This is a genomic window from Arthrobacter sp. Cza30 (assembly GCF_059090765.1).
The window spans coordinates 1-23558 of sequence record NZ_JBNHGA010000011.1; the positions used below are offsets into that span (position 1 = coordinate 1).

Genomic DNA, 23558 nt, shown 5'->3' on the forward strand with positions numbered 1-23558 from the left:
GGTGGTGGAACCCCCCCCTCGGGGCCCGGCCGGGGCGGGGGGGGGTGCCCCCAACTGGGGCCCCCCCCCCGTCGCCGGTGGGGATGGTGGCTGCGGGCCAGTGTCAGGCCAGGAGCGTGGGCTTGAGCTGCTGCAACCGGCCCAGCAGACCGTTGACGAAGGACGGCGACTCGTCCGTCGACAGAGTCTTGGCCAGCTCCACGGCCTCGCTGACCGCTACGCCGTCGGGGACGTCGTCGTTGTAGAGCAGTTCCCAGGAGCCGACCCGCAGGATGATGCGGTCCACCGCGGGCATCCGTTCCAGCGTCCAGCCCTGGGCGTAGGTGGACAGGAACTCGTCGATCGTCGGCTGGAGCGCGGCGACGCCCTCCACGATCTGCGCGGTGTAGGGGTTGATCACCTGGTCGGTGTTGCCGCGACCGGCCAGCGCCTCGGCGGCGGACACGCCGCGCTGTTCGGCTTCAAAAAGGACGTCGACGGCCCTGCGGCGGGCTTTGCCGCGGGCAGAAGTGGGAGCACTCACTAGTCGTTGACTCGTCCCAGGTAGTCGCCGGTGCGGGTGTCGACCTTGACCTTGGTGCCGGTCTCCAGGAACAGCGGAACCTGGATCTGGTAGCCGGTCTCCACCGTGGCGGGCTTGGTGCCGCCGGTGGAACGGTCGCCCTGCAGGCCGGGCTCGGTGTAGGTGATCTCCATGACCACGGAGGCGGGCAGCTCGATGTAGAGCGGGATGCCGTCGTGCATGGCGATGTTGACCTTGATGTTTTCCAGCAGGAAGTTCTCGTCGTCGCCGACCACCGGGCCGGGAACGGTGACCTGGTCGTAGTCCTGGACGTCCATGAAGACGAAGTCGTCGCCGTCCTTGTACAGGTAGGTGTAATCGCGGCGGTCAACCGTGGCGGTCTCGATCTTCAGGCCGGCGTTGAACGTCTTGTCCTGGATCTTGCCGCTGACGACATTCTTGATCTTGGTGCGCACGAACGCGCCGCCCTTGCCCGGCTTCACGTGCTGGAACTCAATGACGTTCCACAGCTGGCCGTCCAGCTTCAGCACGGTGCCGTTCTTGATGTCGTTGGTCGTGGCCACAGTTTCACTTTCGTCGATGATGGCGGGCCGCGGGCGGAAAGTCCGCCCGGCCCGGAGCGAAGTCCAGCAGACATTCTACCTGCTGGCGGGTTGCCTGACCGAAGCGCGGCCCTGCGGATGGGCTGGCCGCCCCTTGGCGCGGAGCGGCTGTGGCGGCCGGCAACGCCAGCCGCTGCCGCGGACAGGGTGGGCGGTCGCGTCCCACGTTTAGCCCTAACGTCCCACGTCTTGGCAGCGTAAAGGGCCCTGACGTTCGGCGATGTCCGGGCCCGCCGGCCAAACGTGGGAGCGAACGCAAGGCGCGCGGGACCCTACGCGCGCGGGACCCCTGCACCGATTGGGGCGCTGGATCTCCGGTGGGGCGCTGCTCTCCGGCCGTACGGCCCAACGTGTCCACGTTCCGCGGGAATTGTCCAACTCTTGGAGGCGCCCAAGCTCCTGACCTGCGGAAACGCCGGCCGCCCTGCCAAAAGGTGGACAGCACGGCGTCGAAAGCCTCCGGCACCACGCGGCGTCCGGCGCTACTCGGCGATCTCCTGGTAGGCGGCGAACAGCAGCGAGGTGTCCGGAACTTCCAGGATCCCGGGCTTGGCCAGGCCGTCCAGCACCACGAACCGCAGCAGGTCGCCGCGGGCCTTCTTGTCCCGCTTCATCCCATCCAGCAGCGCGGCCCAGCGGTCGCGGCGGTAGGTCACGGGCAGTCCGAGCGACGTCAGGATCGCCTGGTGCCGGTCGGCGGTGGCGTCGTCCAGCCGGCCCACCATCCGGGACAGCTCGGCGGCAAAGGCCAGGCCGATCGAAACGGCCGCGCCGTGGCGCATCTGGTAGCGCTCTGCAAGCTCGATCGCGTGGCCGAGGGTGTGCCCGTAATTCAGGAACTCCCGGCGTCCCGACTCGCGCAGGTCGGAGGAGACTATTTCGGCCTTGACCCGGATGGACCGCTCGATGATCTCCCGCAGCTGCGGCGTGCCGGCGGTGCTGGCGGCCTTGGGGTCGGCCTCGATCACCTCCAGGATGGCCGGGTCGGCGATGAAGCCGCACTTGACGGCTTCGGCCAGACCGGTGACCAGTTCGTTGGGCGGCAGTGTCTGCAGCGCGTCCAGGTCGGCCAACACCGCGGCCGGCGGATGGAACGCGCCCACCAGGTTCTTGCCCTCGGCGGTGTTGATGCCGGTCTTGCCTCCCACCGCGGCGTCCACCATGCCCAGCAGGCTGGTGGGGATGTGCACCACCTTGACGCCGCGCAGCCAGGTGGCGGCCACGAAGCCGGCCACGTCGGTAACCGCGCCGCCGCCCACGGCCACGATGGCATCCGAGCGGGTGAAGTCGTTCTGTCCGAGCACCTGCCAGCAGAACGAGGCCACCTGGATGTGCTTGCCCTCCTCGGCGTCGGGAATTTCGGCGGTCAGCGCCTCCAGCCCGTTGGCGGCCAGGTCCTCGCGCACCGCGTCGCCGGTGGCTCGCAGCGCGCGCGGGTGGATCACGAGGACCTTGCGGACCCGCTCCCCCAGCACCTGCGGCAGGCGGCCCAGCAGCGCGTGGCCGACGACGACGTCGTACGCCTCCTGGGGCGTGTTGCCGGTGACCGGGATGGTGGTTGCCTCGGCGGTGTTGCTCACGGTTCGTGCCTTTCATCAAGCAGTTGTCTCAGTTCGGCCAGCAGTTGCTGCTGTGATTTGCCGCGGGTGTCCAGCACCAGGTCCGCCAGCCGCTCGTAGACCGGCCGGCGTTGTCCAAAGGTCTCGACCCAGCGGCCCACGGGGTCGCCGGCCAGCAGCGGCCGGCCGGTGTCCTTGATGATGCGCGGGCGCACGGTATCCACGTCGATGTCCAGGAAAACCACGGTGCAGTTGCCCAGCAGCTGCTGCGTGCCGGTGTCCAGGATGGCGCCGCCGCCCAGCGACACCACGGCGGGCGGCCGGCCCGCGGCGAGCAGTGCCGCCACTTCGCGGGCCTCGAGCTCGCGGAAGGCGTGTTCGCCCATCGAGGTGAAAATGGCGGAAATGGGACCGTGCCGTTCGACGAGCCGCTTGTCGCTGTCGGCGAAGGCGAGGCCGTGCCGGCTGGCGAACTGGCTGCCCAACGTCGATTTGCCGGACGCCATCGGGCCGATCAGGACCAGGTGGCGCCGCAGCTGGAGCGGCTGCCCGGCTGCCATTAGCGGCCGATCGAATCCAGCGACTCCGGGATCGCCGCCAGGTAGGACCGGAGGTTGCGTGCCGTCTCACTCACGGAGTCGCCGCCGAACTTCTCGGTCACGGCCTCCGCCAGTACCAGGGCCACCATGGCCTCGGCGACGACGCCGGACGCCGGCACCGCGCAGACGTCGGACCGCTGGTGGTGGGCCTTGGCCGGCTCTCCGGTGGTGACGTCGATGGTGGACAGCGCGCGGGGCACCGTGGCGATCGGTTTCATGGCCGCCCGGACGCGCAGGGTCTCCCCGATGCTCATGCCGCCCTCGATGCCGCCGGCCCGGTTGCTGGCCCGCACGATCGTGCCGTCGTCGTCGCGGACGATCTCGTCGTGGGCTTCCGATCCGCGGCGGGCGGCGGTGAGGAAGCCGTCGCCGACCTCCACGCCCTTGATCGCCTGGATTCCCATCAAGGCGGCGGCCAGGCGGGCGTCCAGCCGGCGGTCCCAGTGCACGTAGCTGCCCAGTCCGGGCGGCAGGCCGTAGGCCAGAACCTCGACCACGCCGCCGAGGGTTTCGCCGTCCTTGTGCGCCTGGTCCACCTCCAGCACCATGGCCTCGGACGTCTCGGCGTCGAAGCAGCGCAGCGGATCTTCGTCCAGTGCCAGGACATCGCCCGGCCCGGGAAGCGGGCAGCCTTCGGGTACGGAGACCCGGCCGACCGCGGTGGTGTGGCTGACCAGCCGGATGCCCAGCGCGGCGAGGAATTTCGCGGCCACGGTTCCCAGGGCCACGCGGGCCGCGGTCTCCCGGGCGCTGGCCCGTTCCAGCACGGGGCGGGCTTCGTCGAAGCCGTACTTCTGCATGCCGGTGAAGTCGGCGTGGCCCGGCCGGGGCCGGGTGAGCGGGGCGTTGCGGGCCAGGTCCGCCAGGGCCGCCGGATCCACCGGGTCGGCGGACATGACGGTTTCCCACTTGGGCCATTCGGTGTTGGCGACCTCGATGGCCACCGGGCCGCCCTGGGTCAGGCCGTGGCGGACGCCGCCCACCAGGGTGACCTGGTCCTTTTCGAACTTCATCCGGGCGCCGCGGCCGTAGCCAAGACGCCGCCGGGCCAGGGCATCCTGGACCTCGGCCGCGGTCAGTTCGACGCCGGCAGGGACGCCTTCGATAATGCCTACCAGGGCCGGACCATGGGATTCACCGGCGGTTAACCAACGCAACATGGATTCAATACTGCCATGCCTCGGCGGGCTGTTTAGCGCCGCGGTGCACCTACCGCGTCACACATCACATTTGTGACTTCGGCGGCGTCGGTGAAGCGGTCGCCGGCGAACAGGCGCACCTGTTCCACGGCCTGGTAGATGAGCATTTCCAAACCATGGACCACCGACCCGCCGTGGCGCTGCCAGACGGCTGCCAGGTCGCTGGGCCAGGGATCGTAGGCGACGTCGAGCAGCACGCGTCCCCTCCGGTCCGTCCCGGCCTCCGCCGCCAGCTCCGCGGCCAGGGGATCGGCGGCGCGCGGCGGCAGCGTGCAGACCACCGTCCCGGCCTGCCGAAGGGCGGCGGCCGCCTGGTCCCAGCCGGCCACCCGCAGCGGCAGGCCGAGGTGGCGGGCGATGCCTTGCACGCCGCCGGCGTTGGCCGGATTCCGCAGGCACAGGGTCACCTCGGACGGTTTCAGGTCCGCCAACGCGGCGGCGGCCGCGGCGGCGGTGCCGCCGCCGCCGAGGATCACCGCCGGCTCGCCCTCTGCGACGCCGCCGTGCCGCAGCGCGCCGACGATGCCGGCCACGTCGGTGTTGTGGCCGGAGAGCGTCACGCCTCCCCCGCCGTCGTACTCGGGAACCACGGTGTTGAGCACTCCCAGCAGGTCCACCAGTTCGCTGACCCGGTCCATCTGGCCGACCATGGCGGCCTTTAACGGCATGGTCACCGACAGCCCGGCCCAGTCCCGCTCGGCGCGCAGGTTTCGGACGAACTGCGGCACGCGGTCCGCCGTGAGATCGATGGCCCGGTAGCTGCAGTCGAAGCCGATCAGCTCATAGGCGGCGCGGTGCAGGGCCGGCGACCGGGAATGGTCGATCGGATGGCCGAGCACCGCCGCCTGGTACTGCCGGGAAGCGGGCCGCGTGCCGGCCGGCACGCCGTCCGCGGGACGGTCGGTCAGCTGCACCGGCCCTCTTCCTGCTCGCTGCACCACTGCTGGTATTCCTTGGTGTACGCGTTGTGCTCTGCCAGTGTCTCGGCGAACTTGGTCTCGCCGGTGTCCAGGTTGACCGTCACCCAGTAGTAGTAGGGGACGTCGGCCGGGTTGGCGGCCGCGTCGATGGCAGGTCCGCCGGGCGAGTTGATCGGCCCGGCCGGCAGCCCGGTGTGCGCGTACGTGTTGTACGGATTGGACTTGTCGGCCTTTTCCTCGGGCGTGATGTCGTAGCCCTTCCGGCCCAGGCCGTACGTGACCGTGGCGTCGGACTGGATCAGGCCGTTCGTTTCGGTGTTGTCGGGCTTCAGCCGGTTCTGGATGGCCCCGGCCACCTTGGCGTAGTCGGCCTCGCCGGCCTCGGCTTCGATGATGCTGGCGATGGTCAGCACCCGGAACTGATCCTGCGGATCGCTGATGCCGTCCGCGGTCAGCCGCTCCTTGGTGTTGGCGACCAGTTCGGCGATGATGTCCTCCGCGGTCGCATCGAGCGGCCAGCGGTACTCCCCGGGGAACAGGTAACCGTCCAGGTTCCGTGCGTCTTCGGGCAACCCGAACTGCTGCGGTTTCTTGGCCAGCTCCGCGAACTCGGAGACCGGAATCTTCGTGCCCTTGCTCAGGGCGTCGAACACCTCGTCCTGCCGCCAGGTGCGGTTGATGGCAACGTAGGAAACCTTCTCCCCCACGTCCGCGAGCAGGATGGCGGCCGCGTCCGCGGCCGGAAGCTTGTACTGCATCTGGTAGTCGCCGGGCTGGACCTCGCGGCCGTTCGCCTGGCTGGCCAGCTCGCCCAGGAAGATCTCGCTGTTGGAGACGATGTCCTGCTCCACCAGTGAACCGGCGATGGCCAGCGGACCCGCGCCTTGTTCCACGGTGAAGGTCACCTGCCCCTCCCCGGGGCCGGCGTAGTCTTCCGGGCCGCCGCCCATGCCGAGCAGGTTCTGCAGGAACAGCACGACGCCGACCAGGCCGGCGGCGAAGACGGCGAACACCACCAGCATGATCGTGTTGCGCCGGCGGCGGGCGCGCTGCTTGCTGCGGGGCGGGCCCTTGCGGCCCGGCGCCGGTTCTTCCTCGAAAAAGTCCAGCCGGCCGTCGTGGTAGACCTGTCCGTCGTCCTCGTACACGACGCCGTCGTCGGCCGCGTCCCAGTTTTGCTCCGCGTCGCCGTCCGCGGCGGGAACCTGCTGGTGGACGACGGTGGCCGGTTCCGGTTCCTGCCAGGCGGCGGCCGGTTCGTCCCCGAGGCCCGGTTCCGGCTCGGTCCAACCGGCGGCGGCCGGCGCCTCCCCGACGCCGGCCTCCGGCTCGTACCGAGCGGGGGCGACGGGAGCCGCGGGCGCGGCAGGCTGGGCGGGCGGAGAAGGCCATGCCTCGTCCGCGGGCGCTTCCTCCCATTCGGGTACGGCGTCGTCGTCCCAATACGGCGGGACGGTGTCGTCGAAGCGCGGATCGGCGGCCTGGCGGCCGCGTGCGGCGCGCCGGGACGGCAGGTTGTTCCAGTCGTCGGGGTGCTTGCTCATGTCCCGGGGTCCCCGCTTCGGTCATGTCCGTGCGAAATCGTCGGCTCCTCATGGCTGGCAGCCGGCACATGGCTGCCGGCGGGCGGTGCGACAGGTGTCCCCACGTCCTGCCCTTGGGCCCGTTGCATGTCAATAGCCTGCTGCAGTATACCCACTGCGGCTACCTGATCAACTACTTTACGATGTTGACGTGTATCCATACCAGCCTCCCGCAGTCCGCGATGTGCCGCCACGGTCGTCAGGCGCTCGTCGATCAGGTTGACCCGGGCGTCCGACCCCGCCCCGGCCAGCGCTGCGGCCAGCTTCCGGGCGTAATCGCGGGCCATTTCGGTGGAGGCAGAGTCGCCGCCAGAAAGGGTCCGCGGCAGCCCCACGAACACCTGCACGGCGTCCCGCTCGGCGGCCTCACGCACCAGGACCCTGACGTCGCTGTCTTTCTTGGCATCGCGCTTCAGGGTGCGCACCGGGGTGGCCAGGATCCCGTCCGGATCACAGCTGGCCACGCCCACGCGCACCGCGCCGACGTCGACACCAAGCTTGGTGCCGCGCGGATAATCGGGAACAGACACCGGATACCCTAGCGGTTGGCGACCGCGGCCGTCACGGCGGCCAGTGCCTCGTCGATCTTGGTGGCATCGGACCCGCCGCCCTGCGCGACGTCGTCCTTGCCGCCGCCTCCGCCGCCCAGTACTCCGGCGGCGGTCTTGACCAGGGCGCCGGCCTTGACACCGGCGGCACGGGCGGCCTCGTTGGTGGCCACCAGGATCAGGGGCCGGCCGTTGGCCACGCCCGTCATCGCCACGGTGACCGGGTCGGAGCCCAGCCGCGTCCGCAGGTCCAGGGCCAGGCTGCGCAGGTCGTCCGCGCCGCTGAGTTCGCCGGCATGGTGCGCCAGCAGCCGGACCCCCGCCACGTCCTGAGCCTGGGCCACCAGCGAGGCGGCCGAGGCGGCGAGCTGTTCCTTGCGGAGCTTGTCCAGCTCCTTCTCCACGGACTTGAGCTTGGCCAGGGTGGCGGAAATCCGCTCGGGCAGCTGTGCCCCCGGCACCTTCAGCATTTCGGAGAGTTCGTTCACCAGCGCGCGCTCGGCGGCCATGTGGCGGAAGGCCTCCATGCCCACGAACGCCTCCACGCGCCGGTTGCCCGAACCCACCGATGCCTCGCCCAGCAGGGTCAGCGAACCGATCTGCGAGGTGGCCTCCACATGGGTGCCGCCGCAGAGTTCGCGGGACCACGCGCCGTCGATCTCCACCACGCGCACGGTGTCCCCGTAGGCCTCGCCGAACAGCGCCATGGCGCCCAGCTCGCGGGCCTGGGCCAGCGGCATGACGCGGGTCTGGACCTCGAAGTTGTTGCGGATGGCCAGGTTCGAGACCTCTTCGACCTCCGCCTTGGCGGCGTCGGAGAGGCCCTCGCCCCAGGAGAAGTCGAAGCGAAGGTAGCCGGCTTTGTTGAAGGAACCGCGCTGCAGCGCCTCCGGGCCCAGGATCTGGTGCAGGGCGGCATGGATGATGTGCGTGCCGGTGTGCGCCTGCTCGCCGGCCTGGCGGCGCTGGGCGTCGACGGCAGCCTGCACCGTGGCGCCGGAGGGCAGTTCGCCCTCGCGCACCACGGCCTTGTGCACGCTCAGGCCCTTGACGGGCTTCTGCACGTCGAGCACCTCGACCACGAACCCGTCGCCGGTGATCAGCCCGACGTCCGCGGCCTGGCCGCCGGCCTCGGCGTAGAACGGGGTGGCGTCGAGCACCAGTTCGATTTCCTCGCCCTGGCCGGCGAAGCCGCGCACCTCGCCGCCGCGGACGATGCCGCGCACCGTGGATTCGGTGGTGAGTTCGTCGTAGCCGGTGAAGACGGTCTCGCCGTCGCCGAGCATCTCGCGGAAGACTGTCACGTCGGCGTGGCCCAGCTTTTTGCCGCGAGCGTCGGCCTGGGCGCGCTCGCGCTGTTCGGCCATCAGCGTGCGGAATCCGGCCTCGTCCACCTGCAGGCCGGCTTCCTCGGCCATCTCGAGGGTCAGGTCGATCGGGAAGCCGTAGGTGTCGTGCAGGGTGAAGGCGTCCTCGCCGGAAATCGGCTTGGCGGCGGCCTTGGATTCCTTCACGGCCTCCTCGAGCCGGGCGGTGCCGGAGGCAATGGTGCGCAGGAACGCCTTCTCCTCCGCGTAGGCAATCCGGCTGATGCGCTCGAAGTCCTCGGCCACTTCCGGGTAGGTGCCCTTCATCGCGTCCCGGGAGACCGGCAGCAGGTCCGGCAGGCAGGCGCGTTCCACGCCGAGCAGGCGCATGGCGCGAACCGCCCGGCGGATCAGCCGGCGCAGCACGTAGCCGCGGCCCTCGTTGGAGGGGGTCACGCCGTCGGAGATCAGCATCAGGGACGAGCGGATGTGGTCGGCGACCACGCGCATGCGCACATCGTCGCCGTGGTGCGGGTCGTCGTCGGACTCGGCGCTGGTGTACTCCTTGCCGGAGATTTCCGCGGCCTTGTCCAGCACGGGGCGGACCTGGTCCGTCTCGTACATGTTCTCCACGCCCTGCAGGATCATCGCGAGGCGTTCCATGCCCAGGCCGGTGTCGATGTTCTTCTGCGGCAATTCGCCCAGGATCTCGAAGTCTTCCTTGCCGATGCCGGCGCCGCGCTGGTACTGCATGAAGACCAGGTTCCAGATTTCGATGTAGCGGGTCTCGTCGGCGATCGGGCCGCCCTCGATCCCGTACTCCGGGCCGCGGTCGTAGAAGATTTCCGAGCAGGGGCCGGCCGGTCCGGGCTGCCCGGTGGACCAGTAGTTGTCCTTCTTGCCGGACTTTTGGATCCGTTCGGCCGGAACGCCCACCTGGTCGCGCCAGATGGCCAGTGCTTCCTCGTCCTCTTCGTAGACGGTGATCCAGAGCTTCTCCGGCGGCAGGCCGTAGCCGCCCTGCTCCACCGGGCTGGTCAGCAGTTCCCAGGCCATCGCGATGGCCTGTTCCTTGAAGTAGTCGCCGAAGGAGAAGTTGCCGCACATCTGGAAGAACGTGCCGTGCCGGACGGTCTTGCCGACCTCTTCAATGTCCGCGGTGCGGATGCATTTCTGCACGCTGGTGGCGCGCGGGTACGGCGGCGTCTCGCGGGCGGTCAGGTACGGGATGAACGGCACCATGCCGGCCACGGTGAACAGCAGCGAGGGATCCGGCGACACCAGGGACGCGGAGGGGACCACGGAATGGCCCTTCTTCTCGAAGAAGTCGAGCCAGCGGCGGACAATCTCATGGGATTTCATGGTGCCTGTGTCTTACCTTCCGGGGTGCAATACGGTTGTGGGCGCCGGGCTGCGGCTTCGGTGACCGTAAAAAAACTTATCGCTTGCGGACGTCGTCGGCGGAATCGATGCCCAGGGCCAGGCGCAGGTCGGTTTCACGTTCCTGCATGCCGTCGCGGACCGCGTCGGCGAAGTTGGCTACGGAGTCGGCCACCTGCGCCAGGGCGCGGTTCAGACCCGCCGGGCCCAACGCCTCACGCGTTTGGGACACCTTGCGTACCGCGAGCACGCCGATCGCCACGCCGGCGGCCATCCAGATCATTCGCTTCATGTCGGTTCCTCTTTCCGGTCAGCGGCCGCGGCGGCGCTTGCCCTCGGGCGCGCCCTTGCCGGCGGAATTGAAGGCGCTGCGCACGCCGTAGGAGAAGGCGGCCACCTTGATCAGGGGCGAGCCCAGGGTCGCGGAGACCAGCGAGGTCAGGGCCGACAGGTTGGCGGAGGCGTCCGAGACATGGTTGGAGATCCCGTCGACCTTTCTGAGCTGATCGTTGGTGGTGCTCACCGTGGTGGTGACTTCGCCGATCAGCGGGGTGGTGCCGTCGCTGATTTCCCGGATAGCCTGGCGCAGTTCGTCAAACACCTTGCCGAGCTTCCAGACCGGTATGGCCAGCAGGGCCACCAGCACCGCGAACACGCCCGCGGCAATCAGACCGGCGATATCTCCACCTGACATGGGCTCAAACGCTCCTCATTGTTGGTTCTTGGCGTACTCCGGGTTCCGCGCGCAGCGTGGGCGGGCCATCTGCTGCTTGGGTCCGGGCTAACGACGGCGGGGCGCACCTTGACGCAGGCACCGTTCCGCCACTGACAACACCTTACCTACTGAACAGCCCGCGGCGATGCCGCGGGCTGTTCTGCGCCGGCCCCGCGCACGGGGACGGCATCTCGCAGGTGCGGTCCCGGGGTTTCACCCCCGGGACAACGGGCCTAGCGAGCGTAGTATTCGACCACCAGCTGCTCTTCGCAGGTCACGGGGACCTCGGAGCGCTTGGGGCGGCGGACCAGGCGGGCCTGCAGCTTCTCCAAAGCGACGTCCAGGTACGCCGGAACGTTGGGGAGCACGTCGCGGTGAGCGCCGGCAGCTGCCACCTGGAACGGGGGCATCTTCTCGGAGCGCTCGTGGACGTGGATCAGCTGGCCTTCGGAAACGCGGAAGGACGGGCGGTCCACGCGCTTGCCGTCGACCATGATGTGGCGGTGCACCACCAGCTGGCGGGCCTGGGCAATCGTGCGGGCAAAGCCGGCACGCAGCACCAGTGCGTCAAGACGCATTTCCAGCAGCTCGATCAGGTTTTCACCGGTCAGGCCGGCGGTGTTGCGGGCTTCCTCGAAGACACGGGTCATCTGTGCTTCGCGGATGCCGTACTGGGCACGCAGACGCTGCTTCTCGCGCAGACGTACGGCGTAGTCACTGTCCTGCTTGCGGCGGGCGCGTCCGTGCTGGCCGGGGCCGTACGGACGACGCTCCATGTACTTCTCAGCCTTGGGCGTCAGGGCAATGCCAAGGGCACGCGAAATGCGGACCTTGCGGCGGGCTCGTGTGTTGTTAGCCACGATGTCCTTCCAGTTATGTGCGGTGCAATGGTTTGCTGGCCTCCATGTATCGGAGAGCGTTGGTCAACCGCTACCTTCAGCTACAGTCCGTTCGCGGCACGCGTCTGGCCCCACCTCTGATGTGATCCGGGGATTTGACGGCGCGTGAAGAACGGCTTGCCAGTCAGCCAACCATTCTAGCAGCAGCTCGGGTTGCTGCCGCACGCGTGTGCCCTGGCTGGTGTGGCTATCTGAAAGTCTCGAGCGCTACGCCCACAAATGCCACGACTCCCAGGCACATGTAGATGAAGCCCATGAACCTTATCGTCGGAACATCGGCGAAGGTGAAGCCCTCCCGCGGTATTCCTTTGCTCTCCTTGTGCATGCGGGACCAAGCACTGGCCACACCATTGACATCCCTGAAGATGCAGAGACCCAAGAGAAAGAATGAGAGTCCGACGGCCCCGAAAACGAGCAGCACCAGCCACCCCGGACCCTTGAGTAAAGCAACGACAAAGCTAAGGAGGAAGAACCCAAGCGAACACAGGAAGAGGGCCTTCGCCGGCTGGGGCATCTCGAAGACTTGGCGTTTGATGAGTCGGATCGTTCTGATGGCTCCTCCTTCAGTTGAGGAAAGCACGGAGAACTCTGCCCCTTCCGAGTCCCCCAGGTGCCTCGAGGGTACGGTTGGCGCGGCTTCGCCACATGCAACATCCTGTGTGTATTCACCCTTGTATGTACATAGGGCCCGTCAGGCCGTCACCTTCGTAACGTCGTAGGCGGCGCTCTTGTTGAGTTTGTTCCGCTCCCCTCGCCGGCTTCCGGCCGCCGCAGTTCGTGAGGCGGGGCGGCTTTTTGCCTAGGCTGGGTCCATGCGAGCCATTTTGCAGCGCGCCAGCCGCGCCAGCGTCAGTGTCGACGGCGCCGTGGTTGGCGCCCTGCCCGGTCCCGGACTGGTGGTGCTGGTCGGCGCCACCCATACCGACACCCCTGACGACGCCGTGGCGCTGGCGCAGAAGACCTGGCAGCTGCGGATCCTCGACGGCGAGAAATCCTGCGCCACGGCCGGCGCCCCGCTGCTGGTGGTCAGCCAGTTCACCCTGTACGCCGATACCCGCCGCGGCCGGCGGCCGTCCTGGTCCGCGGCCGCCCCGGCGGCGGTCGGCGAACCCTTGGTGGAGGACTTCGTGGCGGCGCTGCGGGTGCTCGGCGCGCAGGTGGAAACCGGCGTGTTCGGCGCGATGATGGAGCTGGAGCTGGTGAATTCGGGCCCGTTCACCGTCAGCCTGGACACCGAGGACTTCGGCAAGCCGCGCCGCGATTAGGGCGTGCACGGCCGGGCACCGCCGTCGTTATTCGCCGCGGATGATCTTCCGCAGCCGGTCCACCCGGGCGGAAATCTCCCGTTCGCCGCCGTTGGTGGTCGGTTCGTAATAGTTCCGGCCCACCAGGTCGTCGGGGGCGTACTGCTGGGTGGCGATCCCGTGCGGGGCGTCGTGCGAGTACACGTACCCCTTCCCGTGGCCCATGCCCTTCGCGCCGGCGTAGTGGGAGTCGCGCAGGTGCACGGGAACGCCCTGGCCGCGTCCGGCGCGCACGTCCGCCACTGCCGCGTTGATCGCCAAGTAGCAGGCCGGCGACTTCGGTGCGGTGGCGATGTGGACCACGGCCTGGGCCAGCACCAGCCGGGCCTCGGGCATGCCGATCAGCTGCACGGCCTGGGCCGCGGCGACGGCCGTCTGCAGCGCGGTGGGGTCGGCCATGCCGACGTCTTCGGACGCATGGACTACGATCCGGCGGGCCACAAACCGCGGGTCCTCCCCCGCCTCCAGCATCCGGGCCATGTAGTGCAGCGCCGCGTCCACGTCGGAACCGCGCATCGACTTGATGAAGGCGCTGGTGATGTCGTAGTGCTGGTCGCCGGCCCGGTCGTAGCGCAGCGCGGCACGGTCCATGGCCCGCTCGGCGTGCGCGAGCTCGACGAGGACCGGGGCGCCGTCCTCGCCCGTCCCGCCGGACTCGCCCCAGGCCACTCCCGCGGCGGCCTCCAGCGCGGTCAATCCGCGGCGCGCATCGCCGGCGGCCAGCCGCACGAGGTGTTCCAGCGCCTCGTCGCTCAGGGCCACGCGCCCGGCCAGCCCGCGCTCGTCCGCCACGGCCCGCACCAGCAGGGCCCCGATGTCGTCGGCGGTCAGCGGCTGGAGCGTCAGCAGCAGCGAGCGGGACAGCAGCGGCGAGACCACGGAGAACGACGGGTTTTCGGTGGTCGCGGCGACCAGCACCACCCAGCGGTTCTCGACGCCGGGCAGCAGCGCGTCCTGCTGCGCCTTGTTGAAGCGGTGGATCTCGTCCAGGAACAGCACGGTGGTGATCCGGTGCAGGTCGCGTGCGGTCAGGGCCTCGTCCATCACCCGGCGCACGTCCTTGACGCCGGCGGTGATGGCGGAGAGCTCCACGAACTTGCGGCCCGGTCCGCGGGCGATCACGTGCGCCAGGGTGGTCTTGCCGGTGCCCGGCGGGCCCCACAGGATCACCGAGGACGGCCCCGCCGGTCCGGTGGCCGCACCGCCGGCGGCCAGCAGCCGCAGCGGCGAGCCCGACTGGAGCAGGTGCTGCTGGCCGACCACGTCGTCCAGCGTGCGCGGCCGCATCCGGACGGCCAGCGGGCTGCGCGGACGCCCGGATCCGGCGTCGGCGTCGGAATCCGGTCCCCGGCCGTCGCCGTCGTAATCTTCATCGTCGCCCGCGGCGGCACTGAACAAGTCACTCACACGTCAAGGCTATCGTTGCAGCCTGACGCCCGGGCACCGGGGCCCTATTCGCGGAAGTCGAGGCGCATCACGGCGCGGCGGGGCGTGGGGCGGGTGACCTCGCGGAAACCCGCGGCGCTGAAGATGCTGTGGCTGCCCACGTACAGTTCGCCCCACGTCATGCGCTGCCCGGGCTTGGGGATAAGCGGGTAGCCCTCGATGGCGCGGGCGCCGTTCTCGTCCGCCCAGGCGGCGGCCGCGGAGGCCATGACCCGGCTGATGCCGCGGCGCCGGAAGCCGGCCCGGGTGGTGAAGCACACCGCCGCCCACACGGTCCCGTCGTCGGGGTCTTCGTCGCGGCCAGCCCACACCACCCTGCTGGTGCGCAGGCGCCGGTAGGCCGTCCGGGGTTCCACGGCGCACCAGCCGGCCGGTTCGCCGTCCAGGTATGCCACCAGGCCGCTGGTGGAACCGGCCTCGGGATCACCGCACCGGGTTTCGGCCCGGAGCCGGAAGGCTCGTTCCTCGACCAGCTCCTCCCGCCACTGGGCCGCCGGGGTCTGGAACCACTGGCATTGGCAGCGCGCCGCTTCGCCGCGGGTGCCGAAGACCGCCTGCAGGTCCTCCAAAGAGGCGTGGTTTGCCGGGACGACGGCGACGCCGGCACCGGTAGCTGTCTGCATGCTCCCAGCAGACAGCACGGCGGGCACGCACCGCAAGGGGTGCGCGCCCGCCGTCGTACGTCAGGGACGGATCGGTGCCCGGCTACTCCGCCTTGGCCCCGGCTTCCTTGGCCGCGTCCTTGGGCTGCGGCTTGGCGTCGACGCCGGCTTCCTTGCGCTGCTGCGGCGTGATCGGTGCCGGCGCTGCGGTCAGCGGGTCGTAGCCGCCGCCGGTCTTCGGGAAGGCGATGACCTCGCGGATGGACTCCTCGCCGGCCATCAGGGCGACCACGCGGTCCCAGCCGAAGGCGATGCCGCCGTGCGGCGGGGCGCCGTACTTGAAGCCCTCCAGCAGGAAGCCGAACTTGGTCTGCGCGGACTCCTTGTCCAGCCCCATCACCTTGAACACGCGTTCCTGCATGTCCCGCTGGTGGATACGGATGGAGCCGCCGCCGATTTCGTTGCCGTTGCAGACGATGTCGTAGGCGTAGGACAGTGCCGACTCCGGGTCGGTGTCGAACGTGTCCATGAACTCCGGCTTCGGCGAGGTGAAGGCGTGGTGCACGGCCGTCCACTTGCCGCCGCCCACGGCCACGTCGCCGGAGGCGACAGCCGCCTCGGCAGGCTCGAACATGGGCGCGTCGACCACCCAGACGAACGCCCAGTCGCCCTCGTTGATCAGGCCGGTGCGGTGGCCGATCTCCACGCGCGCCGCACCGAGCAGCGCACGGGAGGCGGCACGGTCGCCGGCGGCGAAGAAGATGCAGTCGCCGGGGTTGGCGCCGACGGTGCCCGCGAGGTTCTCGCGCTCGAAGTCGGTGAGGTTCTTGGCCACCGGGCCGGTCAGCCCGCCGTCCTCCTGGACCAGCACGTAGGCGAGGCCCTTGGCGCCGCGCTGCTTGGCCCATTCCTGCCAGGCGTCCAGGGTGCGGCGGGCCTGCGAGGCACCGCCGGGCATCACCACGGCCCCCACGTAGGGCGCCTGGAAGACACGGAACGTGGTGTCCTTGAAGAATTCGGTCAGCTCGGTCAGCTCCAGCCCGAACCGGAGGTCCGGCTTGTCCGAACCGTACTTGTCCATCGCCTCGGCGTAGGTCATTCGCGGGATCGGGGTGCTGATTTCGACGCCGATCAGCCGCCACAGGGCCTGGACGATCCGCTCGCCGAGGGCGATGATGTCGTCCTGGTCCACGAAGCTGGCCTCGATGTCCAGCTGGGTGAACTCCGGCTGGCGGTCGGCGCGGAAATCCTCGTCGCGGTAGCAGCGGGCAATCTGGTAGTACTTCTCGAAGCCGCCCACCTGCAGCAGCTGCTTGAACAGCTGCGGCGACTGCGGCAGCGCGTACCAGGCCCCCGGGGCCAGGCGGGCCGGGACCAGGAAGTCGCGGGCGCCTTCGGGCGTCGAGCGGGTCAGCGTCGGGGTCTCGATCTCCACGAATCCGTCGCCGTGCAGGAGCTCGCGCGCCACGCGGTTGGCTTCCGAGCGCAGCCGCAGCGCCTTCGAGGGGCCCGGCCGGCGCAGGTCCAGGTAGCGGTGCTTGAGGCGGGCTTCCTCGCCCACCTCCACGTGTTCGTCCACCTGGAAGGGCAGCGGGTCGGCGGTGTTGAGGACGACGACGTCCTCCGCCATGACCTCCACCTCACCGGTGGCGAGGGCGGGGTTCTCATTGCCCTCCGGGCGCTTCTCCACGGTGCCCTTGATCTGCAGCACGTATTCATTGCGCAGCGAATGGAACACGTCCTCCTCGCGGACTACTACCTGCGCCACACCGGAGGCGTCGCGCAGGTCCAGGAACGCCACACCACCGTGGTCGCGGCGGCGGGCCACCCAGCCGGCGAGGGTAACGGTTTGTCCGATGTGCTCGGCCCTGAGGGTGCCGAGGTCGTGTGTGCGCAGCACAACAGTCCTTCCGGTAGAACGATTTGCTCATCTGTCCGCCGCCCGCTGTTTACCTGGTGCGGCGGCGGGGTACGGCTATGGTGAGTGGAGATGTAGACGAGTTTACCGTTGATCAAGCTGCGCCCCGGACCTCGGCTGCCGCCGCGTGAGAGGAATTGGCACGGGTCGGCCGGCCGGCGCCCGGGCGCAGCGGGCAAGGAGCTGGAGCAACTGTGAGTAGTGAATCGTCGCTGGAACGCCGCCTCGGCGGAGTCGACGCGACCACCGTGGGCGTCGGATCCATGATCGGTGCCGGCGTCTTCGTGGTGTTTGGTCCCGCGGCCGCCGCGGCCGGTTCGTGGCTGCCGCTGGCACTGGGCATCGCGGCGTTCGTGGCCTATTGCAACGCGGCGGCCACCGCGCAGCTGGCCGCCCTCTACCCCACCAGCGGCGGCACCTACATATACGGACGGAAGCGGCTGGGCGAATGGCCCGGCTTCCTGGCCGGCTGGAGCTTCGTGACCGGCAAGATTGCCTCCTGCGCGGCCATGGCCCTGACCTTCGGCCTCTACGTTTTCCCGGAGTATGCCACGGCCGCCGCCGTGGCCGCCGTCGTCGTGCTGACCTCGATCAACCTGCTGGGCATCACCCGGACCGCGTGGGTGACCCGGTGGATCGTGGCGTTCGTGGCCGCCGTGCTGGTTTTCGCGGTCGTTGTGGCCTTCGACGCCGATCCGGTCGGGGCCCCGGGCGGGCAGATCGCCGCGTCCCCGTACGGCGTGCTGCAGGCCGCGGGGCTGTTCTTCTTCGCGTTTGCCGGCTACGCCAGGATCGCCACCATGGGCGAAGAGATCCGCGAACCGAAGAAGCTGATTCCCGTGGCGATCTTCTCGGCGCTGCTGATTACGTTCGTGCTCTACGTGCTGATCGGACTCGGACTGCTGCGTTATCTGGGACCCGAGCTGCTGGCGGAGAGCGATGCCCCGCTGCGCGCCGTCATGGAGGAGGTCGGCGGCGGCGTGGGCACCACGGCGATGGCCATCGCCGTCGCCCTCGCCAGCCTGGGCGCCCTGCTGGCGCTGATTGCCGGTGTCGGCCGGACCACCTTCGCCATGGCCCGGGAGGGCGACCTGCCGCGCGTCTTCGCCACGGTGGGCACCCGCTTCAAGGTTCCGTGGGCGGCGGACCTGGTGGTGGCCGCCGTCGTCATTTTCCTGCTGCTCACCCAGGATGTGCTCGCCGTGGTGGGGCTTTCCAGCTTCGGCGTGCTGATTTACTACAGCGTCACGAATGCGGCCGCCCTCACCCTCGACGAGCGGCCCTGGCACGCGCCGAAACTGCTGAACGTCGCGGGGCTCCTCGGCTGCCTGCTGCTGGCCTTCACCCTGCCGGTCACGTCCGTGGTGATGATGCTGGCCGTGCTCGGCGCGGGCGTGGTCGGCCGTGCGGCGCTGGCACCGGTCCGCCGCCGTCCCGGCGCCTGAGCCGGGCCGCCGTCAACCGCGGCTGCCCTTAGTGGGCGGCCGCGGTGATCTGCGGGGCCAGATCCTCCGCCGGAGGGGTCCAGACCGCCGGGTCCGCCGCGGCCTGGTCGCCGGAGCGGATGTCCTTGACCTCGTGGCTGAGGCTGCCGTCGTCGGCCACCGAGGTGAACCAGACGTAGGGGATGCCGCGGCGGTCAGCGTACTTGATCTGCTTGCCGAACTTGTCTGCCTTCGCGGCCACTTCCACGCTGATGCCGCGTGACCGCAGCTCCCCCGCCACGTCCTGGGCCTGCGACCAGCTGTCCTCGTTGGCCAGGGCCACCAGCACCGTCGTCGGCACCTGCCGGGAGGCCACGGCGAACTCCTGTCCCAGGATCCGCATGACCAGCCGGGTTACGCCGATGGAGAGGCCTACGCCGGGAAAGGTCCGGTTGCCCTTGGCCGCCAGCGCGTCGTAACGGCCTCCGGAGCAGATGGAGCCCAGCTGCTCGTGGCCCACGAGGACGGTTTCGTAGACGGTGCCGGTGTAGTAGTCCAGGCCGCGGGCGATGCTCAGGTCGGCCAGCACCTTGCCCGGGGCGCGCCGGTGCGCCTCGCCAATGACTTCCTCCAGCTCGGCCAGGCCGGTGTCCAGCAGCTCGTGCCGGACTCCGAGCGCCCGCACCTGGTCCACGAAGGAGGTGTCCTCGGTGCGGATCGATGCCAGCTTCAGCGCGGCCTGCGCCTGTTCGTCGGTGGCGCCCAGTTCTTCCTGCAGCAGCGCGGCCACCTTCTCGGGACCGATCTTTTCCAGCTTGTCGATGCTGCGCAGCACCCCGGCGGTGTCGGTCAGTCCGATCCCGCGGTAGAAGCCTTCGGCCAGCTTGCGGTTGTTGACGCGCAGCTTGAACTCCGGAATGGGCAGCGCGCTGAGGGCCTCGACAATGACCAGCGCCAGCTCCACGTCGTAGCGGAAGGGCAGCTCGCCGTCGCCCACCACGTCGATGTCCGCCTGGGTGAACTCGCGGGCCCGGCCCTCCTGCGGACGCTCGCCCCGCCAGACCTTCTGGATCTGGTAGCGGCGGAACGGGAAGGCCAGGTGGCCGGCGTTCTCCACGACGTAGCGGGCGAACGGGACCGTAAGGTCGAAGTGCAGGGCCAGCTTGTCTTCGGACTTGCCGTCGGATTCGTCGGCCTGCAGGCGGTGCAGGCCGTAAACCTCTTTGTCGATCTCGCCCTTGCGCAGCAGCTGGGCCACTGTTTCGACGGCGCGGGTCTCGATGGAGGAGAAACCGTGCAGCTCAAACGTCCGGCGCAGGGAATCCAGAACATGCAGCTCCACAAGCCTCTCCTGCGGAAGCCATTCCGGGAAGCCTGACAGGGAGGCCTTGCGTGCCATACGGGCGTATCTCCTAGTAGATGAGGGGTAAGGATGAGGCGGGTGCATTGAAGCCCGCGGGCAGTGCGGCGGCACTGGATCGCTAGACTGACTGCTGGACCAGTTTAAGGCCTGCCACGGCAGCGGAACCAAACGCGCTGCCGGGCGCCGCCCCGGCGTCGGGCGGAGCCGTTCATCGCAACGACCAGGAGGAGCTTTGGCCCGGAGCCGTCATGACCGCGAAACCCGGCGCCGCATCGCCCGGATGGAGGCCAAACGCGACCTGCGCCGGCAGCAGGCGGCGCGACGCAAGCGCGACAACATCATCGGCGGCGCAGCCTTGGCGGCCCTGGTGGCCGGCGGCGTGATCGTCCAGCTGACCGTGTTCGCCTCGAACCCCACTCCGTCCGAGGTGGAACAGGTCCGCCAGGGCCTCGAAGACCCGCAAGGCGTCGCCTCGCCGCGGCCGTCCGCCAACGCGGCCGGCATCCCGTCGCCGGAGATCGCCGAGGGAAAGATCTTCAGCGGCACCATCGCCACTAACGAGGGCGACATCGGCGTGGAACTGGACGGCAACGCGGCGCCGCAGGCGGCAGCGGTCTTCAGCACGTTGGCCCGGGACGGTTTCTTCGAGGGCAAGAACTGCCACCGGCTCACGACCGCCGCCAGCATGGGCGTGCTGCAGTGCGGTTCCGTGGACGGGGCCGGCGGCGGCGACCCCAAATACCAGTGGGGCCCGGTGGAAAACACCCCCGAAGACGGCGTGTATCCGGCCGGCACAGTCGCCGTCGCCCGCGGCGCCGATACCTACAGCAACGGGACGCAGTTCTTCATTGCGTGGAAAGATTCCACCATCCCGCAGGATACCGGCGGCTACACGATTATGGGTAAGGTAACCGAAGGGCTGGACGTCATCGAGCAGATCGCGGCCGGAGGCGTCGAGGACGCCGACAGCCAGGACGGCCCGCCTAAGATACCGGTAACAATAGAGTCGTTCACCCTCCAGTGAGCACCCCACCACGATGGTGCCGCTGAATACGCGGCCCCAGGCACAAGCGAAAGAGTTCTAGCGGTGACACCTAGTCAGCAATCCGACGAAGCAGCCCAGACCGCCGAGACCGAGCCCGCCGCAAACGGTTTGGCAGCGGAACAGGTTCCGACCGAACAAACCGCAAACGGCTCGGCAGCCGGCCAGCCGCCTGCCGCAGAGGCGGCCAGCGCCGAGCCGGCAACCGACCAGGCCCCGTCCAGCGAGACGGAACAGGTCCCTGTTGATCAGGCGCCGGCCGACGAGACGGATCAGGTCCCTGCTGAGCAGGCCCCGGCCAACGAGACGGAACAGGTCCCTGCTGAGCACGCGCCGAAGGCTGAGGAGCCCGAACAGGCACCAGCCGAGCAGGCTGAGCGGTCGCCGGAGGCTGGCGAAGCCGCGGCTACGGAGCACCCGGCTGCCACGGCGCCGCAGGCCACCGAGGTTGAGGCATCGGCCTCGCCCTCCCCCAGTACCCCGAAGCCGGCGGGCAAACCGGCCCCGAAGCCCGCCCCGGGCCGCAGGCCCACGCCGGCGGCCATGCCGGGGAAGATTGCTGCCGCTGCTCCCGCACAGCAGGTCATCCCTGTTCCGGCGGTCGCCTCCACACCGCTGTCCGAGGCGTCCAAGTGGGCCCGCGTCACCGACGACGGCCACGTGTTCCTGCTGGTCGACGGGCAGGAGCATCCGGTCGGACAGTACCCGGACGCCAGCAAGGACGAGGCGCTGGCCTACTTCGTGCGCAAGTATGACGACGTGGCGGCCCAGGCTGCCCTGCTGGAACAGCGGGTCGAAGCCAAGGCTCCCTCCAACGACATGCACAAGACCCTCGAGCATCTGAAGGCCCAGGTGGCCGAGCGCCACATGGTGGGCGACGTGCCCGCGCTCGAGTCCCGGCTGGCGAAACTTGGCTCTGCCATCAGCGAACTGCAGAAGGCCGAGAAGGCAAACCAGGAAGCCCAGCGTGCCGCAGAACTGGCGGCCCGCGAAGCCATCGTGGCCGAAGCCGAGGAGATCGCCGGCAAGGACCCGTCGTCGGTGCAGTGGAAGACCAGCAGCGCCCGCATGAACGAACTCTTCGACGCGTGGAAGGCCGCCCAGAAGAGCGGCATCCGGCTGGGCCGCAGCACCGAGGACGCACTGTGGAAACGGTTCCGCTCCGCACGGACGGTCTTCGATCGGCACCGCCGCGCGTTCTTCAGCCAGCTGGACAGTGACAACGCTGCGGCAAAGGCCGCCAAGGAAGCCCTGATCGCCCGGGCCGAAGAGCTTTCCACCTCCACCGACTGGGGCCACACCGCGGCCGAGTACCGGAAGCTGATGGACGACTGGAAGGCATCCAAGCGCGCCAGCCGCAAGGACGACGACGCGCTCTGGGCCAGGTTCCGGGCAGCGCAGGACAAGTTCTTCGCGGCACGCCAGTCCGCCAACGAGGCGATCGACCAGGAGTTCGCCGCCAACCTGGTGGTCAAGGAAGCGCTGGTCGCCGAGGCCCAGGCGCTGCTGCCCGTGACCGACCTGTCCGCAGCCAAGAAGGCCCTGCAGTCCATCCGTGATCGTTGGGAGGAAGCCGGCAAGGTTCCGCGCGGTGACATGCAGCGGATCGATGCCGGCCTGCGCAAGGTCGAGGATGCGGTGAAGGCCGCCGAGGACGACCATTGGCGCCGGACGAACCCGGAGACCAAGGCCCGCACCAACAGTGCCCTGTCCCAGCTCGAGTCGGCCATCGCCGGGCTCGAGGATGACCTGGCCCAGGCCGAAAAGGCCGGCGACCAGCGGCGGATCGCCAAGGCCCGGGAGGCCTTGGAGGCCCGCCGCCAGTGGCTCGACACGCTGCAGCGCTCGGCGGAGGACTTCTCCTAGCAGGCTAAGCCCTACACAACCGGAGGGCCCCCAAACGCTTTCCACAAGGCGTTCGGGGGCCCTTCGGCTGTCCCGGACCGTTTGGCATGCTGTCTGCATGGCCCGTCTGCATCCCGCCGCCACGGCGGCTGAACGTACCGCCCAGGCCGCGCCGGCGGTACTGCGGCCAGGGCATCCGTTCAGCCGCAGCGAACTGGAGTGCATGCGCCTGGAGGGCCTCCTGGTCAACGTCTACGGTCCGGGGTTCGCCGTGCCGTGGGAGCCGATCACACCCCGACACCGCGCGGCGGCCGCGTACTTCAGCCTGCCCGGGCAGGTCCGCCGGAAAGTGGTGCTGGGGAGGATGACGGCGGCATGGGTCTACGGCTGCGCGCCGGCCCCGCAGAAGCTCTCGGTGCTGCTGGACCACCGGCACAGGACCACGTCGCAGGGCCGGTATCGCCTTGCCCTGATCCACGAAGTGACCCTGGGCCCCCTGGATACCGTGACTATCGGCGGGGTCCCGGTCAGCACGCCGTTGAGGACCGCGCTGGACGTGGCCCTGCACGCTCCGGACCAAGAGGCCATCCCCGTGTTGCGGGCGCTGGCCGGGGCCAGCGGGCTCGGCTGTCCGCTGGACGCCATCCGGCAGGCGGTCGAGGCGAGGCCGAGGCTGCCGGGCAAGGCCCGGGCGCTGCAGCGCCTGGACGCGGCGATGGGCACAGCCTAACGGCGGGAGCGTTCCTGCGGGGCGGCCGCGGAGCGGTGTCAGCCCGCGGG

At 69.5% G+C, this 23558-nt stretch carries 22 protein-coding genes; 5 read left to right on the forward strand and 17 right to left on the reverse strand.

What is annotated here, in order from left to right; all coding sequences use genetic code 11:
• Positions 1-103: 103 nt before the first annotated feature.
• From nusB to AC5RVZ_RS28975, 13 genes are all read right to left on the reverse strand, one after another.
• The gene (nusB, locus tag AC5RVZ_RS28915; RefSeq protein ID WP_494069077.1) at positions 104-523 is read right to left on the reverse strand and encodes a transcription antitermination factor NusB; all 420 of its coding nucleotides are present in this window, start codon (positions 521-523) and stop codon (positions 104-106) included.
• Positions 523-1086 (reverse strand): elongation factor P, encoded by a 564-nt coding sequence (gene efp / locus AC5RVZ_RS28920; RefSeq protein ID WP_493977527.1) that lies wholly within the window; start codon positions 1084-1086, stop codon positions 523-525. The genes nusB and efp overlap by 1 nt, the downstream gene beginning before the upstream one ends.
• A 521-nt stretch (positions 1087-1607) precedes the next feature.
• Positions 1608-2705: a 3-dehydroquinate synthase gene (gene aroB, locus AC5RVZ_RS28925; RefSeq protein WP_494069078.1), complete on the reverse strand. Its 1098-nt coding sequence runs from the start codon at positions 2703-2705 to the stop codon at positions 1608-1610.
• A complete protein-coding gene (locus AC5RVZ_RS28930) occupies positions 2702-3244 on the reverse strand; it encodes a shikimate kinase (RefSeq protein ID WP_494069079.1) in 543 nt (180 codons plus the stop codon). Before AC5RVZ_RS28930 ends, aroB begins: the two co-directional genes overlap by 4 nt.
• Entirely contained in the window at positions 3244-4443 is a 1200-nt protein-coding gene (gene aroC / locus AC5RVZ_RS28935; RefSeq protein ID WP_493977524.1) for a chorismate synthase, read from the reverse strand. Before aroC ends, AC5RVZ_RS28930 begins: the two co-directional genes overlap by 1 nt.
• Positions 4444-4475: 32 nt before the next feature.
• A complete protein-coding gene (locus tag AC5RVZ_RS28940) occupies positions 4476-5390 on the reverse strand; it encodes a shikimate dehydrogenase (RefSeq protein WP_494069189.1) in 915 nt (304 codons plus the stop codon).
• On the reverse strand, positions 5387-6946 hold the full coding sequence (mltG, locus tag AC5RVZ_RS28945; protein ID WP_494069080.1) for an endolytic transglycosylase MltG: 1560 nt from the start codon (positions 6944-6946) through the stop codon (positions 5387-5389). Before mltG ends, AC5RVZ_RS28940 begins: the two co-directional genes overlap by 4 nt.
• On the reverse strand, positions 6943-7515 hold the full coding sequence (gene ruvX, locus AC5RVZ_RS28950; RefSeq protein ID WP_494069081.1) for a Holliday junction resolvase RuvX: 573 nt from the start codon (positions 7513-7515) through the stop codon (positions 6943-6945). Before ruvX ends, mltG begins: the two co-directional genes overlap by 4 nt.
• A gap of 8 nt (positions 7516-7523) precedes the next feature.
• Positions 7524-10202, reverse strand: a complete 2679-nt coding sequence (gene alaS / locus AC5RVZ_RS28955; RefSeq protein WP_494069082.1) for an alanine--tRNA ligase — start codon at positions 10200-10202, stop codon at positions 7524-7526.
• 76 nt (positions 10203-10278) lie between these two features.
• On the reverse strand, positions 10279-10512 hold the full coding sequence (locus tag AC5RVZ_RS28960; protein WP_493977520.1) for a DUF6167 family protein: 234 nt from the start codon (positions 10510-10512) through the stop codon (positions 10279-10281).
• 18 nt (positions 10513-10530) lie between these two features.
• Entirely contained in the window at positions 10531-10914 is a 384-nt protein-coding gene (locus tag AC5RVZ_RS28965) for a DUF948 domain-containing protein (RefSeq protein ID WP_494069083.1), read from the reverse strand.
• 254 nt (positions 10915-11168) lie between these two features.
• On the reverse strand, positions 11169-11795 hold the full coding sequence (rpsD, locus tag AC5RVZ_RS28970; RefSeq protein ID WP_493967703.1) for a 30S ribosomal protein S4: 627 nt from the start codon (positions 11793-11795) through the stop codon (positions 11169-11171).
• Positions 11796-12021: 226 nt separating this feature from the next.
• Positions 12022-12414, reverse strand: a complete 393-nt coding sequence (locus AC5RVZ_RS28975) for a hypothetical protein (protein WP_494069084.1) — start codon at positions 12412-12414, stop codon at positions 12022-12024.
• A gap of 232 nt (positions 12415-12646) precedes the next feature.
• Between AC5RVZ_RS28975 and dtd the strand changes: the two genes are divergently transcribed.
• The gene (dtd, locus tag AC5RVZ_RS28980) at positions 12647-13099 is read left to right on the forward strand and encodes a D-aminoacyl-tRNA deacylase (protein WP_494069085.1); all 453 of its coding nucleotides are present in this window, start codon (positions 12647-12649) and stop codon (positions 13097-13099) included.
• A gap of 27 nt (positions 13100-13126) precedes the next feature.
• On the opposite strand, the gene AC5RVZ_RS28985 is transcribed toward dtd, so the two are convergent.
• From AC5RVZ_RS28985 to aspS, 3 genes are all read right to left on the reverse strand, one after another.
• Complete coding sequence (locus AC5RVZ_RS28985) at positions 13127-14545, reverse strand: replication-associated recombination protein A (RefSeq protein WP_494069086.1); 1419 nt, start codon at positions 14543-14545, stop codon at positions 13127-13129.
• Between the two features lie 44 nt (positions 14546-14589).
• Positions 14590-15207, reverse strand: coding sequence for a GNAT family N-acetyltransferase (locus AC5RVZ_RS28990; RefSeq protein WP_494069087.1), 618 nt, complete (start codon positions 15205-15207; stop codon positions 14590-14592).
• Between the two features lie 82 nt (positions 15208-15289).
• Positions 15290-17086: an aspartate--tRNA ligase gene (aspS, locus tag AC5RVZ_RS28995; RefSeq protein WP_494069088.1), complete on the reverse strand. Its 1797-nt coding sequence runs from the start codon at positions 17084-17086 to the stop codon at positions 15290-15292.
• A 212-nt stretch (positions 17087-17298) separates the two neighbouring features.
• Here aspS and AC5RVZ_RS29000 point away from each other — a divergent pair, with 212 nt between their 5' ends.
• On the forward strand, positions 17299-18549 hold the full coding sequence (locus AC5RVZ_RS29000) for an APC family permease (RefSeq protein WP_494069089.1): 1251 nt from the start codon (positions 17299-17301) through the stop codon (positions 18547-18549).
• Between the two features lie 28 nt (positions 18550-18577).
• Here AC5RVZ_RS29000 and hisS read toward each other — a convergent pair whose 3' ends face one another.
• A complete protein-coding gene (hisS, locus tag AC5RVZ_RS29005; RefSeq protein WP_494069090.1) occupies positions 18578-19927 on the reverse strand; it encodes a histidine--tRNA ligase in 1350 nt (449 codons plus the stop codon).
• A gap of 196 nt (positions 19928-20123) precedes the next feature.
• Between hisS and AC5RVZ_RS29010 the strand changes: the two genes are divergently transcribed.
• The 3 genes from AC5RVZ_RS29010 to AC5RVZ_RS29020 all read left to right on the forward strand — a co-directional run bounded on the left by AC5RVZ_RS29010 (position 20124) and on the right by AC5RVZ_RS29020 (position 23508).
• Entirely contained in the window at positions 20124-20915 is a 792-nt protein-coding gene (locus AC5RVZ_RS29010) for a peptidylprolyl isomerase (protein ID WP_494069091.1), read from the forward strand.
• A gap of 63 nt (positions 20916-20978) precedes the next feature.
• On the forward strand, positions 20979-22799 hold the full coding sequence (locus AC5RVZ_RS29015) for a DUF349 domain-containing protein (protein WP_494069092.1): 1821 nt from the start codon (positions 20979-20981) through the stop codon (positions 22797-22799).
• 97 nt (positions 22800-22896) lie between these two features.
• Positions 22897-23508: a type IV toxin-antitoxin system AbiEi family antitoxin gene (locus AC5RVZ_RS29020; protein WP_494069093.1), complete on the forward strand. Its 612-nt coding sequence runs from the start codon at positions 22897-22899 to the stop codon at positions 23506-23508.
• The last annotated feature ends 50 nt before the right edge of the window (positions 23509-23558 follow it).

Excerpts from the sequence above, each read along its gene's own strand:
- AC5RVZ_RS28930 (WP_494069079.1), bottom strand. The coding sequence starts at position 3,244 with ATGGCAGCCGGGCAGCCGCTCCAGCTGCGGCGCCACCTGGTCCTGATC.
- aroC (WP_493977524.1), bottom strand. The coding sequence starts at position 4,443 with ATGTTGCGTTGGTTAACCGCCGGTGAATCCCATGGTCCGGCCCTGGTA.
- mltG (WP_494069080.1), bottom strand. The coding sequence starts at position 6,946 with ATGAGCAAGCACCCCGACGACTGGAACAACCTGCCGTCCCGGCGCGCC.
- alaS (WP_494069082.1), bottom strand. The coding sequence starts at position 10,202 with ATGAAATCCCATGAGATTGTCCGCCGCTGGCTCGACTTCTTCGAGAAG.
- AC5RVZ_RS28960 (WP_493977520.1), bottom strand. The coding sequence starts at position 10,512 with ATGAAGCGAATGATCTGGATGGCCGCCGGCGTGGCGATCGGCGTGCTC.
- AC5RVZ_RS28965 (WP_494069083.1), bottom strand. The coding sequence starts at position 10,914 with ATGTCAGGTGGAGATATCGCCGGTCTGATTGCCGCGGGCGTGTTCGCG.
- dtd (WP_494069085.1), top strand. The coding sequence starts at position 12,647 with ATGCGAGCCATTTTGCAGCGCGCCAGCCGCGCCAGCGTCAGTGTCGAC.
- AC5RVZ_RS28990 (WP_494069087.1), bottom strand. The coding sequence starts at position 15,207 with ATGCAGACAGCTACCGGTGCCGGCGTCGCCGTCGTCCCGGCAAACCAC.
- hisS (WP_494069090.1), bottom strand. The coding sequence starts at position 19,927 with ATGGCACGCAAGGCCTCCCTGTCAGGCTTCCCGGAATGGCTTCCGCAG.
- AC5RVZ_RS29020 (WP_494069093.1), top strand. The coding sequence starts at position 22,897 with ATGGCCCGTCTGCATCCCGCCGCCACGGCGGCTGAACGTACCGCCCAG.